At 42.7% G+C, this 15043-nt stretch carries 13 protein-coding genes; 9 read left to right on the top strand and 4 right to left on the bottom strand.

The genetic code is table 11. From position 1 onward, the window contains the following. Nucleotides 1-420 precede the first annotated feature (420 nt). The 7 genes from J0L60_05035 to J0L60_05005 are packed head-to-tail and all read left to right on the top strand — an operon-like array spanning nt 421 to nt 5973. Nucleotides 421-1095 carry a methyltransferase domain-containing protein gene (locus J0L60_05035; protein ID MBN8545482.1) on the top strand — a complete coding sequence of 225 codons (675 nt, stop codon included), beginning with the start codon at nt 421-423 and terminating at the stop codon, nt 1093-1095. Continuing rightward, entirely contained in the window at nt 1092-2045 is a 954-nt protein-coding gene (locus tag J0L60_05030) for an FkbM family methyltransferase (protein MBN8545481.1), read from the top strand. Before J0L60_05035 ends, J0L60_05030 begins: the two co-directional genes overlap by 4 nt. Continuing rightward, the gene (locus tag J0L60_05025; GenBank protein ID MBN8545480.1) at nt 2042-3031 is read left to right on the top strand and encodes a glycosyl transferase; all 990 of its coding nucleotides are present in this window, start codon (nt 2042-2044) and stop codon (nt 3029-3031) included. Before J0L60_05030 ends, J0L60_05025 begins: the two co-directional genes overlap by 4 nt. Further along, nucleotides 3031-3399 carry an FdtA/QdtA family cupin domain-containing protein gene (locus J0L60_05020; protein MBN8545479.1) on the top strand — a complete coding sequence of 123 codons (369 nt, stop codon included), beginning with the start codon at nt 3031-3033 and terminating at the stop codon, nt 3397-3399. The genes J0L60_05025 and J0L60_05020 overlap by 1 nt, the downstream gene beginning before the upstream one ends. Next, nucleotides 3396-4478, top strand: coding sequence for a DegT/DnrJ/EryC1/StrS family aminotransferase (locus J0L60_05015; GenBank protein ID MBN8545478.1), 1083 nt, complete (start codon nt 3396-3398; stop codon nt 4476-4478). Before J0L60_05020 ends, J0L60_05015 begins: the two co-directional genes overlap by 4 nt. 2 nt (nt 4479-4480) lie before the next feature. After that, nucleotides 4481-4996 carry a hypothetical protein gene (locus J0L60_05010; protein ID MBN8545477.1) on the top strand — a complete coding sequence of 172 codons (516 nt, stop codon included), beginning with the start codon at nt 4481-4483 and terminating at the stop codon, nt 4994-4996. A 23-nt stretch (nt 4997-5019) separates the two neighbouring features. Further along, complete coding sequence (locus J0L60_05005) at nt 5020-5973, top strand: hypothetical protein (GenBank protein MBN8545476.1); 954 nt, start codon at nt 5020-5022, stop codon at nt 5971-5973. Nucleotides 5974-6038: 65 nt separating this feature from the next. On the opposite strand, the gene J0L60_05000 is transcribed toward J0L60_05005, so the two are convergent. Genes J0L60_05000 through J0L60_04990 form a run of 3 tightly spaced genes read right to left on the bottom strand, consistent with a single transcriptional unit; the run spans nt 6039 to nt 9297 of the window. Further along, the gene (locus J0L60_05000) at nt 6039-6539 is read right to left on the bottom strand and encodes a YhcH/YjgK/YiaL family protein (GenBank protein MBN8545475.1); all 501 of its coding nucleotides are present in this window, start codon (nt 6537-6539) and stop codon (nt 6039-6041) included. Between the two features lie 16 nt (nt 6540-6555). Next, nucleotides 6556-7932, bottom strand: a complete 1377-nt coding sequence (locus tag J0L60_04995) for an insulinase family protein (GenBank protein MBN8545474.1) — start codon at nt 7930-7932, stop codon at nt 6556-6558. Nucleotides 7933-7944: 12 nt separating this feature from the next. After that, entirely contained in the window at nt 7945-9297 is a 1353-nt protein-coding gene (locus J0L60_04990; protein ID MBN8545473.1) for an insulinase family protein, read from the bottom strand. A 214-nt stretch (nt 9298-9511) separates the two neighbouring features. Here J0L60_04990 and J0L60_04985 point away from each other — a divergent pair, with 214 nt between their 5' ends. Beyond that, a complete protein-coding gene (locus tag J0L60_04985; GenBank protein MBN8545472.1) occupies nt 9512-11224 on the top strand; it encodes a hypothetical protein in 1713 nt (570 codons plus the stop codon). A gap of 11 nt (nt 11225-11235) precedes the next feature. Further along, nucleotides 11236-11664, top strand: a complete 429-nt coding sequence (locus tag J0L60_04980) for a hypothetical protein (protein MBN8545471.1) — start codon at nt 11236-11238, stop codon at nt 11662-11664. A gap of 4 nt (nt 11665-11668) precedes the next feature. Here the strand turns inward: J0L60_04980 and J0L60_04975 are convergent, their stop codons facing one another. Beyond that, nucleotides 11669-15025 (bottom strand): hypothetical protein, encoded by a 3357-nt coding sequence (locus J0L60_04975; protein ID MBN8545470.1) that lies wholly within the window; start codon nt 15023-15025, stop codon nt 11669-11671. Nucleotides 15026-15043: the final 18 nt, after the last annotated feature.

Genomic DNA, 15043 nt, shown 5'->3' with positions numbered 1-15043 from the left:
GCTTCGGGGGTAAATATGGATTATCCTTCCTTTTTCTACGAACATGTAACCCCACTCCGGGGGTAATTATGGATTATCCTTCCTTTTTCTTCGAACATGTAACCCCGCTTCGGGGGAAATATCCTTCGCATCCTTATTCATCTTGATTATCGTGTTCAAAAATCATGTCACCACAAGGGTATCGCTGGTCGGTTGGACAATCGAGACGATTGTCGCTCCTTTTCCGAAATCAGAGTTTTTTCCCTTTCGTGAAATCCGTGTTAAATCCGTGAAATCTGTGTTACCATCCCCTCTGCGAAACTCCGTATAATCTGCGTGTATCTGCGTCCCCAAAAAACAGCTCATAGTTCATAGATCATAGTTCATAGCTCATTAATCACACTTTCTTCTTATTTTTGGTGATTTAAATTTTTATTTTTGATGACCAAAGACATAAACAGCCCCGAACATAACGACAACCGAAAGTATGACTATACCGGCATTGAGAGCGAAGTGCGGAAGGAGTATGAAGTAATCGAAGGCTTCATTGATTCCCCCTCCTCGATTATTGATCTCGGCTGTGGAAATGGTTCGTTGCTGCATTCCCTGATGCAAAAGAGGAAGTGTACCCGGGCAGTTGGTCTCGAAATTTCAGAGTCAGGCGTTGAGATATCAAAGAAAAAAGGAATTGATGCCCGTTTGGGACGAATCGACGAACCTCTTCCTTTTGCCGATGACGAGTTTGATATTTCGGTTTGCAATGTGACAATACAAATGGTAATGTATCCCGAGGTGCTGCTAAAAGAGATGAAACGCATCTCCAAGAAGCAGATTGTATCATTTCCCAACTTTGGATTTTACAGAAACCGTCTCGATATGCTGTTACACGGGAGAATGCCCAAACCCTGCCTGTTTGGATATTCGTGGTATTCAACAGGTCATATCCATCAACTTTCGATAAGTGATTTCAAGGAACTCGTTGGAAGTGTCGGCGGACTTGAAATCGAAAAATTTTCCACTGTTTTTTCGAATAACAGTTTCAAGGACTCTCTCACGGGGATGTTTCCAAACCTTTTCTCTCTTTTGCCACTCTTTTTACTGAGAAAAACCGTATGAATCTTATAGACAGAATTTTCCTTTCCAAAGAGTTGACCAAAGACCCACCTGTTCTGGTGGATATCGGTGCCTCTGGAAGCATCCACAAAGAGTGGAAGCCTTTCGCAAAACACGCGGTATGCCTCGCTTTTGATGCTGACGACAGGGAGTTCGGCTACATTTCCGATGAATCAAAAGGTTTTAAAAAACTCTATATCTACAATTCCCTCGTTTCTGCCTCTGAAGGGGACAAGACGGATTTCTATCTGACCGCTTCTCCCTATTGTTCGAGTACTCTCGAGCCCGATAATAAAGCACTCGAGGAATGGGCTTTTGCCTCAAAATTTGGAGTGGATAAAAAGGTGTCGGTTAAAAACACAACGCTTCCAAAAGTTTTGAGCGATCTAAAGATAAAAAAAATTGACTGGTTAAAGACCGACACACAAGGGATCGACCTTAGTATTTTCAAGTCGCTCCCGGAGGATGTTCAGAAAAAGGCTCTCGTGGTTGAGCTTGAGCCTGGCATCATCGATTCATATAAAGGTGAAGACAAGCTTTACAAGGTTTTTGAATATTTCGATGCGCTCCCCTTCTGGCTTGGGGCCATGACCGTAAAGGGTTCGCAACGGCTCAGGGAAGACGATGTTGAGAGCCTGCATCTTCCAAATAAATTGAAAAAGTTTATTTTCTATTCTCATAAAAATTCACCCGGCTGGGCTGAGTTAAAATATTTCAACGACTTCAGCGAAAAGCTCTCTTTGAGGGATCACCTTCTCGGTTGGGTATTTGCCGTTCTTGAAAAACAGTACGGACACTCGCTATCTATTGCCCATCACGGTCGGGAGAGGTTTTCGAATCCCCTTTTTAATGAAATGATCAAATTTTCAGAGGGGAAACTGAAAAAAGAACTTCTCAAACTGAAATTCCTTCCTGCCGTGAAGGAGAAATTCGCGAAACTGTTCAACCAATGACATATAATTTCTGCACCCTTTTCGATTCCAACTACCTGACCCGCGGACTGGCACTGCATCAGTCGATGATGAAGTTTATCCCCGATTTCAGGCTTTTTATATTTGCTTTCGACGACAGGTCCTATAAAATCCTGACGGCTATGAAACTTAAAAATACCGAGGTAATCAGTCTAAAGGAATTTGAAGACCCCGAACTTATGAAGGTCAAACCGACCAGATCAATCGCAGAGTATTGCTGGACGGCTACATCTTCAACCGTTCTCTATGTACTGGATAAATTCGGAGTTGACCACTGCACTTACATAGATGCAGACATCTGTTTTTACTCGTCACCTGAACCAATCTTTAATGAGCTTGGCGACAAATCGATACTGCTGACAGAGCACAGGTATTCCCCTCAGTACAACAAGGAAGTGAAAAGCGGAAAATACTGCGTTCAGTTTGTCACTTTCAAAAATGATGAAAAAGGAAGAAAAGCCCTGACATGGTGGCGGGAAAGATGCCTCGAGTGGTGCTACGACCGTTATGAGGACGGAAAATTTGGAGATCAGCTCTACCTGGATGACTGGACAGAAAGATTCGAAGGTGTGCATGTGATGCAACACCACGGGGGTGGTCTCGCAGCCTGGAATGTGCAGCAATACGAATTTGAAAAAAAATCAGATAAAATTACAGGAACGGTGGGTTCATCCGGTGAAAAATTCGATGTAATTTTTTATCACTACCACTACTTGAGGTTCTTCAAGGACGGCAAAATCGAGCTTGGAAGAAGAATCCTGACAGATGATGTTTTAAATATCTTCTATAAACCGTATATTCACAAGCTAAATCAAATAAAAAAAGATATTTTAGTCGATTATCCCGGTTTCGACCCCCACGGTGCAAGAGAAAACAAAATTCTACCCAAAACACCGTTGATTTATCTTTACAGGAAACTAACCGGTGTCTACAATGTGTTTGAAGAGAAAACATTCTTGAGGAGTTAATGGCATATTTTATTGATCTGCAAACCAAAGATGACGAAAGAGGCAGCCTGACTGTTATTGAAAAGGTGCTCCCTTTCGAAATTAAACGGGTTTATTATATCTACAATAACAGCAAGGACCTCCCAAGAGCCAAACACCGCCACAAAAAGACCGTTCAGGCAACTATCTGCCTCAAAGGGAGTGTGGAAGTTTACAACAACAACGGCACAACCAAAGAGAATTTCCTTCTTGACAGTCCTTCTAGATGTCTTATACTCGAGCCTCAGGACTGGCACATCATGCACAAATTCAGTGATGACGCAATTCTTCTTGTACTTGCATCATCCGAATATGATATCGACGATTATATACACGAGGAGTACAAGTGATCGAGTACGAAAATCTGGGGAAACTGAATCAGCCGTTTTTTGAAGAATACCAAAAATCATTCGCCGAAACCCTCAAATCAGGCTGGTATATACTCGGGAATAATGTTAAAAAATTCGAAGAGGAATTTGCGGACTACCATCGTGTCGCCTACTGTCTCGGTGTAGCTTCTGGTCTCGACGCTCTTCTTCTTGCACTGAAGGCATTTGAATTCCCCCCGAATTCCGAAGTGATAGTGCCTTCAAATACTTATATTGCAACTATTCTCGCCATTCTTCATGCGGGACTGAAACCCGTACTCGTTGAGCCCGACATTAAAACTTACAACATCGACTCACGAAAGATTGAAGAAAAAATCACAAACAGAACCCGGGCAATAATGGTTGTCCATCTCTACGGTAAGCCGTGCGAAATGGGCTTTATCACAAGAATAGCGAAGAAATTTGATCTCAGACTGATCGAAGATGCCGCCCAAAGCCATGGTGCCAAGTGGAGAGACCGACTCACCGGAACATTCGGTGACTACGGAGCGTTCAGTTTCTATCCGACAAAAAATCTCGGGGCTCTCGGTGATGCAGGAGCCATGCTCATGCAGAATGAAGACCTCTACAAAAAGATTTTACGACTCCGGAATTACGGTTCCGACATTAAATACTATAATGAGGTAGTCGGCTACAACTCCCGCCTCGATGAGATGCAGGCAGGTTTTCTCTCGATTAAGTTGCGAAAGCTCGACGAAATAAACGAGCACAAAAGGGAGCTTGCCGAGATCTATCACAACGGTTTAAAATCTGATTTTATAAAGCCATACCGCTCTGATGACCATTACGATGTCTATCACATCTACAATGTCAGACACAAGAAAAGAGACAAACTCCGCGAATATCTCCTGAAAAATGAGATTAAAACAGACATCCACTACCCTGTTGCTCCTCACAAACAAAAAGCGATGCAGGGCATAATCGAAGGTGAGTACCCCATATCCGAGGAGATACACAACACAACTCTCAGTCTTCCGATCTCATATTTCCACACTAAGGATGATATCTACAAAGTCGTGGAAGTAATGAACAGGTTTTAGGGATGGAAAAGGAAAAAATTGACCACATTTTTACCTATAACCCTTTACTGAAGACTGTTTACAGATTCGGGAATATTCCTGTCTCGATGGTGCTGGCTCTGTACATAATTCCCTTTTTGCTCAATCCATCTTCAAGAACTGTTGACATCCTCTTTTTTTCTTCCGTTGTCGTTATATTTCTTATCATCAATTCTTTTTTCTTCAAAATATGGCGAATCGTTCCCTTCAGGATTCACGCACTTGAGGACCGGCTCGTCTGTTCAGAGTTTTTTCTCTCATCCGGAGAAAAGGAGCTGCTCTACTCCGATATCGAGAATTTGAAGGGTGGAACATTTTCGGGGAAATTTAACGGTATAATGATCGCAGAAAGTATAGCGAAAAATATCCAAATCGGCTTTTTTGCAAAAATCAATAATGCCCGTCTGCTCGAAGCAATACTGATAAACAGGTCACCTCAACCCGTATATGACAAGGTGACTACACTTCTGAAAGAAAGACGGGAAGAACTAAAAAAGTAGTTAACCTAACCGGAGGCTTCTCCATGAAGTTTTCAAAAGTTCTCACAAATGTTATTGTTGCAGCTTTTTTCATCCTCTTTTACACCGGTTGTGACACCGTAAAAGTGCAGGAAACCATCTATCTCGGCGATGTGGATGTGCAGGCTCCGATCAACACACCCCCTGTAAGAACCATCCACAGAAACAACGGCAATTCAGAAATAAAAGTTTCTCCGAAACTGGTAATAAACCAAAACAAAAGCATTACGACATCAACCTCGGGGAGTTTCTATTCCAGCCTGAGCCCGAGGGATTCACTAAAGCCATTTTTCAGAGAACAAAATCTCGAGTGGTCTTTCCCTGACATCGTTGCCGGAGTGGATATCGACATTCCACTCACAAAAAGCATCTTCTTCACCGGAGGTTTTCATTTCTCGAATATCGGGAATCAAAGTGCAATTGGTGGTGCTGCCGGGTTTGGTGTGGGTGGTTTGAATGGATCAACTGCATTCAGAATTGATGCGGGGGTGCTGGTTCAAAAACATCTCTACAACGCCGAAACTGTGGTAAAACGGGTGGAAACCTACAATGATGGCTCAAAGAAGGAGTTCATTTCAATCTACAGCGACAACGCCGCCACTACAAATCTGAATCCATATGTGACACTCAGCTTCAATTCAGCTTATGAAAGTCCTGTCAATTTTTACATCGGGGCAGGATACTTTACACAGAGCCTCCTTGGTTTCGTTCCCTCCAATTATGTGGGTGACCGTCCATGGTGGCTGCCTGTTTGGAACACAGGGATTGAGTACATTAAAACTGACAAAAGAAACGATGTGAATATCGGATTCTACTTCTTCAGTCCGGGTGTTATCTACAAATTTATGGATAATGCAAATGCACTGGTGGGAATAAAACTGTTGAAAACCGTGGGAAACGACACCAAAGCTGATGCGTGGATGCTTATGCCTTCAATTCAGGTGGATTTCTCTTTCTGAGTAAAAGCCTGATTTTGTCCCGGATTGGCTTTACACAAAGTGCTGATTAAAGCAGGAGTGACTGACTAAACCACAACCTTCACAACGACTTTCTTCACTAACTGCTTTTCAGAACCTGTCATAATGCCCGGTTTGTGACCATCCTGAGGGAAGAGCACCATAAAATATCCCTCGGGAAGTCTTAGTAGATCGCCATTCCCTTCGTAGAAGACAATGTCTTTTTCTGTATCAAAATCTGATTTTGGTTTGAGGTTTTCAAGCCCGGTTATCCCTATATTCTCCTCACCTTTCGGAATATATTGAACATCGAGATACTTCCTGTGAGATTCAAAGTCACCCTCGCTGTAAGCCTTTGTTTTATACGATGTCACGATTGCATACACATCCTTGCCATCTATCTCATAAATACCCTCCGGGGTATCAAGTGTGTAAGTGTCGGTGAGATATTCAAATCCCTTTTTCAGGTTTTCACTTATCGATGCGTAGGTTTTGTAATTTTCAAGCTTGTCGAATATCATTGATTTTCCTTCCAAAAAAATACCGGGAGCACGAAGTAATTTCTTCATGCCCCCGAAATTAATGTTATTTCAGATCCAAACTCTCGAGTTGAGGTTCAACTTCTTTTTTATCGCCAACAATAACAGTAGTGAATCTGTCAAGGTCGAGATATTTTTTAACCATGGCTGAAACATCTGCAGGTTTTGTATTGATTATCTTTTGAACATAATTTTTAAGATAATCATCCGACAATCCGTGGAAATTGATGAAACTCAACTGACCGATTACGCCGGCACGGCTTGAATTTCTAAGAACAAAAATTCCGGCTTCATAGTTTTTGATGCCGTCAAGTTCTTTTTCAGAGGGAGCTTCATCACGCAGTCTTTTGATTTCAAACTGAATCTCTTTAATAGCTGCACCCGTAACACTGCTCGTAACATCAGCTTCCTCACTCCAGAAACCGGAGCGGTATCTTGTCATAACGCTGCTTCCGGGTGAGTAGGTGTAGCCCTTGTTCTCACGAATGTTTGCGGTAATACGTGAGCCAAATGAGCCGCCAAGAAGTGAGTTCATCACCATAAATGGAACATAGTCGGGCATCGAAGGATCGACAGCGGGGATTCCATAAATGATTTTCGACTGTTTCGATCCCGGTCTGTCGACGAGGGAGAATTTCTTAACTCTCTGAGGCGTGGCAGGATTAGTTAAAATATCCGGTCCGGCTTTCCACTTCCCGAATGCCTGTTCAATTGCAGCCATCACAGATTTTTCATCGAAAACACCCGAAATGTAAAGGTGTGATCTCCATGCACCGAAATTGTCTTCGTGATATTTTTTTACCATGTCAACGGTGTAACCTTTCAAAGCTGCTTCCGTTGGCTCGGTAATACCGTATGGATGATCACCGTACACAAGTTTATAGAGTTCCTTGTCTGCCATTGCATCAGGTGATTTTTGTGATACTGCAAGATTTGTAAGATAATTTCCTTTGATTCTCTCAAAGTCTTTTTGATCGAATTTAGGGTTCATTACCACATCAGCCATCGTTTTCACGAGGTTCGGGGTGAATTCTGAAAGGACATCAGCTCCGAGCTGTGACTGGTCAGTACCTGCATTTGCAAAAAGTTCGCCACCATAGGCAGCTACTTCTTCGGCAATCGCCTGAGCTGATTTGGATTTTGTTCCTTCAAGCAAAAGATCTGCTGCGAAGTCCGATATCCAAACCTGTCCCGCTGGTTCATTCAAACTACCGGTTCTTACGATCAGTCTTACGGTTGCTTTCGGAGTCTGGCCATAGGGTACAAGAGTAACTTTCATCCCGTTTCTGAGAGTAACAGTTTTATATGAAGGAACGGTAAAATTCTTCGGAGTACCGCCGACAGGTGGCTGTTCTTTTTGTGCAAAAAGCGGACCTGAAAGAAGAAAAGCTGCCAAAACGAGTGATAATATTTTCATTTTCATATTGCTGTCTCCTTATTTCGCTGCTTTTGCATCAAGTTTGATAATAGTCCTGTTACTCGATCTCAAATATTCCTTTGCGGTTTTTTGGATCAGTTCAGGTGTCACCTTTTTGAAGGAGTCTTCAATGGTATTAATCTTTCCCGGATCATCATTGAAGAGTGCATAACAAGCGAGAAGGTCGGCAAGTCCGAAACCAAAAGTTCCTTCCACTACATCATAGAGGTTGGAACGCATCTTTACAAGTGCTCTGGAAATTTCATCTTTTGCCAAAGGTTTTTCGATGACCCCTTTCACAACTTCATCGACAGAAGCAATAATCTCTTCAGGAGTGACATTGCTTTCATGCAGGAGGTAGAAATCCCACAGCATTGGTCCGTTATAGTTGAACATGTTTCCGAGTCCGGAATTTATTCCACCATATACACCGGAGTAGTATCCCTTTTCGGAAATCAGTTTCTGATAAAGTCTGCTGTCCTGTCCCTGAAGAAGTACCTGATCGATGATTCCCATCGCAAAATATTCGGGTGTTCCGACTGCAGGCATTTTATAACCAAATGCTATCGCCGGTTTGTTGGCTAACGAATCAACTTTCACCGAGATTCTCTCTTTTTCCTGTCTCGGTTCTGAAATGTCTGGCAGTTTTTGTTGCTTCCCGGCAGGAATTTTTCCGAAATATTTCTTTACGAATTCCTTTGCTTCAGGTTTTTCAAAATCGCCGGTGATAACGAGGGCAGCATTATTTGGTATGTAATATTTGCTGAAGAAGTCTTTCACATCTGCAAGGGTGGCAGCATCGAGGTCTTTCAGATCACCGTAAAAGTTGTGGGCATTATACCAGTTTTCATTTGCGGCCTGGGGAAGATCGAGCCACGGAAAACCGCCATAAGGCTGATTCAGCACATTTACTTTCACTTCATTCGTTACCACACCCTGCTGATTCACGAGGTTTTCCTGTGTGATATCAAGTCCCGACATTCTGTCAGCTTCTGCCCAGAGAATCGTTTCAAGTTTATGTGACGGAACGATAGCGAAATAATTTGTGAAGTCAAATCTTGTGGAGCCGTTAAGGATTCCGCCGTTCGACTGAACAAGTTTGATAAATTCCATTTTACCCAGATTTTTCGAACCCTGAAACATCATGTGTTCAAAAAGATGCGCAAAACCTGTCCTGTCTCTCGGTTCAATTCTGAATCCGATGTTATAATAGACAGCCACTGTAACCACGGGTGCTGTTTTGTTCTGAGAGAGAACAACCTTTAGCCCGTTGTCAAGTTTGTAATATTCATAGTCAACCTTTAGCTGTGCGGACACACTTCCGGCAACCAGAAAGAGAAAGAGAAACAGATAACTTTTATATCTGTCCATTAAGACCTCCATTATTTTCTAGAATGTTTAGTACAAAGTTAAAATTTAGTGAAGAATAATTCCAGATTAAAATCAATAGTGACAAAAGGATTTATTTTGTGTGGAATGGTTTTCGTGCATCAAAAGCCTGAGTTATTGGAGGGGGCCCGTTGACTGGATTTGTTTATAAGAAAATATTTCGATATTATTCAGTTCATTCTCAAAATTTTTAATCATGACACAACGAACTGACTCAAACGCCGAATCCCTTTTCAAAGCCGCCCGGAAGGGTGACAAGTACGCCTTCTTTAAGCTGGTGCCAAATTTCTATAAGGAGATTTATCATCTTGTTTACAAGATAATTCCCTCTCCGGACCGGGCGGAAGAGACACTTAAAGAGATTTTTGTGCTTGCGGCAGACAATGTTGCTCATATTAAAGAGGGAAAGGATTTATTTGAATGGCTGCGCAAAATCTCTGCAATTGTCAGCCTTTATAATTTGCGGGAGCACCCCCTCTATAACGGCGGGGATCAGGAATTACCCCCCCTCTCGCCACAATTTTCGGAGGTTGAAGCAGTCTATGCCTCATTCACCGATCTCGAAAGAGTCGTCCTCACGCTCTATCTTCAATTTGATTATACCCCCGAAATCATTGCAGGTTTTATTACCGATCAAACAGAAGAGGGCGTGGTACAGATTCTGAACGACAAACTGGAGCGACTCTGTTATTTTACTCCCTTTAAAGAATGCATCGTTGACCATAAAAGTGATTTTATTAAACTTGTTTCCTCTTATAATATTCCCGGTGCATCACCTGAACAGTTGGTTGAAAACAAAAAACCTGAATTTCTGGATAAATTCGCCGATTTTATCGATCTTGTTCGAGATATCTTTGCATCGACACCGGTAAGAGCAGGAATTCTGGATGAGATTCAGGATGAACTGATCAATGAGAACAAAATAAAAGAGAGACGCTCCCGCAAGAAAGAGATTAGGAATCAGGAACTTCAATCACTTGCACGGTCAACTGCAAGTCAAACCTCCTCGGGTATCGGCGGCAAAGCGATCGGCAAAGCAAAATCTCTCGGTTACAAAGCATCTTTTATCGATGTTCAGAAACTTTTGGTTATACTTCTGATTCTTGTTCTAACTGGAGCAGGAGTATATGGATACCTGGAGTATTCGAAATTTAACACCCCCTGGAGCGTCAGGGCACTCGAAGGCGATGTTTCAATCAACGGGACAACGGAAACTGATCTTAATGAGAATGAGGTGGCAAGCACCGAAGAAGCCTCGACCGCTGAAATCATTATTCCCTCTGAGGCAACAATAAAACTCTACCCGAAAAGTACTCTCAAGTTGATTAAGGGACACAAGGAACAGAATATATTTGATGTCAACGGCACCGGATTCGAACTGATGACAAATCTGGACACAGGGAAATTTGTCGAATTTGCTGACCAGCCTCCATATTCCATCCGGTTCGGAGATGTGAGAATCACAACAGAAATGGCACAACTTCAATGCTCCCGGATTCTAAATCAGATCAAACTCAATTTTGGCTGGGCTGAGATCGTAATCGAGAACCACAGAATATCTCTTGCGTCAAACTACTCGGTTTCAATCGCTAAAGGAAATCTGCTCTATATTCCGGTTTATGCATTTACCGACTCCGCTCAGAAAAGCAGAATTAATATAATGAATGAGAAGGGGCTGGATCCTGAGACCCTCGCTTCATTTATCGTAAATTCCACAGAACTCGATGCGCTCTCTCTGCTTTATCTCCTGACCAAAACCACAACCGCAAACAGAGAAATGATCGTATCAAAACTCGAAAGTTTCTTCCCTGCGATCACAGACGAAGTAAAACAGGGTTTAATTAATGAAAAACCGGATTCTTTGGAGTATGTGAGGGGTTTCTTAAAATGGATTTTGCTTTTTCAATAGGAGTTTAAGGTATGGGACAACAACAATTATTACTTATCGTTCTGGGAGTAATCCTCGTGGGGCTGGCTGTCTTTTCCGGGTTAACGCTTTGGGAATACTTCTCTTTCCAATCGACTCTTGACCAGCTTGGTGTTCGGGGTGACTATCTGCTCAATGATGCGATGAAGCATTTTTATACTCCTGCAGCTTCCGGTGGCGGAGGCAACAAATCGTTCGCCAAATGGACGCCTCCAACCCAAATGCTTACGGACAAATACTTTATTAAAAGCTACAATAAAAGCAGAACTAGAGGAACCAGAACATCTGCAACTTTTTATATAACCACCACGCTGCTCGATGCTAAAAAAGCCAACATCCCCATCCAGGGAAGTGTAACCAACAAAGGCGTCAGAACCAGAACCTATTACGACAGCTCAAAAAGGAAATGGTATAAATTCTGATCGATTATTTGATCAGATTATAATATTTGCGTGTAAGATCCTCAAAATCTTTAGTAAACCCGCCTTGCAGGGCTTTATTGATGTTGTCAGAATAGCTTTTGTCCTTCTTTTGCCCGTCCAATTTAAGGGCACCGGGCGAATTGCCTTTCGAATTCGTTCCGGTAAATGATTCTCTTTCCTTCTCAAAATCCCGTTCATTTACAGATCTGGTCGCATCAAGCATCTTCGAGAGAATTTTATCCTGCTTCTTCACAAGTTCATCATTTACTCTGCCTGTTCTCATATCAGTGATAATCTCCTGCATCTCCTGTGAGATTTTGTCGAGATTGGCAGGGATGCTCTTTGACTTTCCTGCAGCCTTGGCTTCCTTGTTCATCTGATCGAGCGACTTTTTAATATTTTCCTGTTCCTGTCTCAATCTCTGAATCTGAGACATCTGCTCCTGTGTCAACTGTCCGCCACTCCCTTTCATCATCTCCTGCATCTGCTGATTTAGAGTCATCTGCTGTCCTGCCATTTGACCCATCTGCTGCATCATCGACATCATACCGCCTTGTCCGCCGTTACCCTGCTGCATCATCTGTGCGAGGGCATCCTGCATCATACCGGCAGCCTGATTGAGGAACGACATAGCTTCTCCCTGATTTCCTGCAGCCTGTTTGTTGTTCCTGTTTTGCATGTTGTCCAGAGACTTACCCATCTCTCTTCTGGCACCGCCGAGTGATTTTGCCATCTCGGGACTGACCGCAAATGACTTTTGGGCTAGTTCACCCAGACGGGCAAGCATCTTGTCAAGATTCCGCTGAATTTTGTCCTGCTCTCTCATCTCCTGATTGAGGAGTGCCGAAGGGCTGCTGCTTTGTGTCTTCTTTTTCAGATTCTCCTGCTGCTTCGAAAGATCGACAATGTCGCTGATAATCTTCATCATGTCAGCCATTGTTTGCATCTGATTTGCTTCATTTATAGAATTTTGAAGCTCCTGCAAGCCTTCTTCCATCTTTTTCATATTCTTCGACATCTTCTGCTGATTCTGCATTGCCTGCTGTTTCTGTCCCTTTTTCAGATTTTCCTTTGCCTCGTCAGAGAGTTCATCATTCTGTTGTTTTTCAAGTTCATCTTGAAGTTTTTCTGCCTGTTCATTAGGCATATCCTTCATATCCTTCATTTTTTCACGAAGCTCCTTCATCTCTTTCTCAAGAGCTTCCATCTGCTTTTTTATCTCATCCTGCTTTTTGGCGAGCTGATCCATCGTCTTCTGATCAGCATTTTTAGTCTCGTTTTGCATCTTGTCGAGCTGTTCATTGAGATTCTGCGACCTTTTTATAAGCTCGTCTATTTTCTGTTCAACCTGTACCCGCTTCAGCAGATTCATGGTTCTTTCAAGGCTCTTTTTGAAAGTCTCCTCGTCCATTTTCATGTTTTCGAGATTTTGCTGAGCATCCTTGCGGTTAAGGTTTTCAAGATTTTTGGACATCTTGTCCATCAATTTTTTCATCTCGTCGGTTGAAATCTCCTGAAGCATCTTCTGGAGTTCCATAAATTTTTCCATGGTCTGAGGCGAGAGAAGATTGTTTTCCTGCATGTTATTTTGGACATCTTCCATTTTTTGCGACAACTGTTCCACTTTATCCTGGAGTTTCTCGAAGTTATCGATCATCTTTTCAAGTTTTTCCTTCTCCTCGAAGCTCAGATCCTTTTTGTCGCTTTTCATCTCCTTGCTTGCCTTGTCCATCTCCTTTTGCAGTTTTTCTGCATCTTTCAGGACATCATTCAGCTCTTTCAGAATCTCTTCCTGTTTCTTGTCACCAGTCGCAAAGAGTTCTTCAAGTGTGGGGACTCTTACAATATATTCCCTTGATTTGGCAGTTTTTGGCCCGGATACTGCATCATTGTCAGCCACTTCAAGATAATAAGTTACCTCATCTCCCTGCGAGAGAAAGAGTTGTGCAAGGCTCCATGTATATTCAACTCCCGTCTCTTTCACCTGTCTGTTGAACGGAACAGGTATGGAGTTGAATTTCTGTTGAACTGTAGCCGCATCCTTGCTCTTTGAAATTCTGTAATGCAGGTTCAGACCGCTGAAACCAAAATCATCGGAAATGATGAGTGATATGTCCTGCCTCTGGCTTCTGGGAAGGGCGGTGTTCGAATCAGGACTTACGACCGTTATTTCGGGATCAGCATCAAAAAACGCCTTTATGCTGTACTTTACGGGTGAAGTGTTGGTATATCCCTTGGTGTCGGTAATCTTGATAAAGTACTCGTTGTCTCCTGTGATTCTGAATGCACCTGATGCAGAAGTACCGGAAACTTCCAATGGGATGTTCATTCCTTCAAGAAATTCGAGTGACGCTGATGCGAGTTCTTTGTTGGATTCGAGAGAAAATGAAATTGCTGTTCCCTTTATTCCGGAGACATTTCCATTGTCTGTTTGCTCAGAGGGTCTCTCACCTGTATATCCGGGTGGAGTGATGGAAAGCTTAAAAGTTCTTACGAGGGGTTTGTCGGTGACGGTAATCTTGTAAATCAGGCTTTTGGAGTCTTCAACCATTGCATAGTACTCTGTTGAATACTTGATTGCTGAAATCGTAAAGGAAAAGCTGCCGTCTTTGCCTGATTTTAAAATTTCTTTCACAAATGCGGGTTGTGATTCATCTTTAAAATAAAAATCGAGCGACCGTACTTCAGGACCGGAAACCTTCACAGATATTGTAATGCTGTCTCCCTTGGCAGCTTCAATATTCCCCGGCTTCACTTCGAAACTGTATTTTTGGGGTGGAAGGAATTCGGCATTATGATCGAGCAGTCTTCCTGCTGCATCTCTCATCCCGTTGCTGAAAATGAAGGAACCGCCGCTCAGGATGAGACTTGCCAAAGTCCACACAAACAATTTCTTAGCTGCATTAAACGAAACGGCACTTCCAAATTCAAGATCGCTTACTCTTTTATATACCTCTTCAAAAGCGGCAGAAACCAGTTTTTCTGAGAATCCCCGTCTGTCATCCACCTTTACAAGCTGCATCGCGTTCATCAGGTCATCTTTCACCTGGGGAAACAGACTGCCTGCAAGTGCAGCCGATCTGAACGGATCTGAAGGTACAATCATAAATCGTTTGTAGAGCGGGGTAAGAATGAAATGAACAAATGACCCGCCGGTGATACCCAGCCAGGTATAGAAAAGTACTGTTCTCACGACTGGTTCAAAAAAGAACAAATATTCCAGAAGTGAAAAAAGCGTGAAAAGCAACAGCGATGCAATCAACAAAACCTGACCGCCAAAAGCCAGATCTGCCATCATTCGCCTGTTCTCGAAGCGTGCAAGCTTTTTTAATATCTCTTCGTAATGTGCAGTTCCGTTCAAAATTCTTTCCTGTTGTGT

The organism is Ignavibacteria bacterium (assembly GCA_017302895.1).
In the GTDB taxonomy this organism is placed as follows: domain Bacteria; phylum Bacteroidota; class Ignavibacteria; order Ignavibacteriales; family Ignavibacteriaceae; genus UTCHB3.
The sequence above is the reverse complement of the archived record's forward strand: the minus strand, read 5'-3'. Positions and strand labels throughout refer to the sequence as shown.

Coding starts and splice junctions, on each gene's coding strand:
- J0L60_04995 (MBN8545474.1), bottom strand. CDS start 7,932: ATGAAAATGAAAATATTATCACTCGTTTTGGCAGCTTTTCTTCTTTCA.
- J0L60_04985 (MBN8545472.1), top strand. CDS start 9,512: ATGACACAACGAACTGACTCAAACGCCGAATCCCTTTTCAAAGCCGCC.
- J0L60_05020 (MBN8545479.1), top strand. CDS start 3,031: ATGGCATATTTTATTGATCTGCAAACCAAAGATGACGAAAGAGGCAGC.
- J0L60_05025 (MBN8545480.1), top strand. CDS start 2,042: ATGACATATAATTTCTGCACCCTTTTCGATTCCAACTACCTGACCCGC.
- J0L60_04990 (MBN8545473.1), bottom strand. CDS start 9,297: ATGGACAGATATAAAAGTTATCTGTTTCTCTTTCTCTTTCTGGTTGCC.
- J0L60_05035 (MBN8545482.1), top strand. CDS start 421: ATGACCAAAGACATAAACAGCCCCGAACATAACGACAACCGAAAGTAT.
- J0L60_05000 (MBN8545475.1), bottom strand. CDS start 6,539: ATGAAGAAATTACTTCGTGCTCCCGGTATTTTTTTGGAAGGAAAATCA.
- J0L60_04980 (MBN8545471.1), top strand. CDS start 11,236: ATGGGACAACAACAATTATTACTTATCGTTCTGGGAGTAATCCTCGTG.
- J0L60_05005 (MBN8545476.1), top strand. CDS start 5,020: ATGAAGTTTTCAAAAGTTCTCACAAATGTTATTGTTGCAGCTTTTTTC.
- J0L60_05010 (MBN8545477.1), top strand. CDS start 4,481: ATGGAAAAGGAAAAAATTGACCACATTTTTACCTATAACCCTTTACTG.
- J0L60_05030 (MBN8545481.1), top strand. CDS start 1,092: ATGAATCTTATAGACAGAATTTTCCTTTCCAAAGAGTTGACCAAAGAC.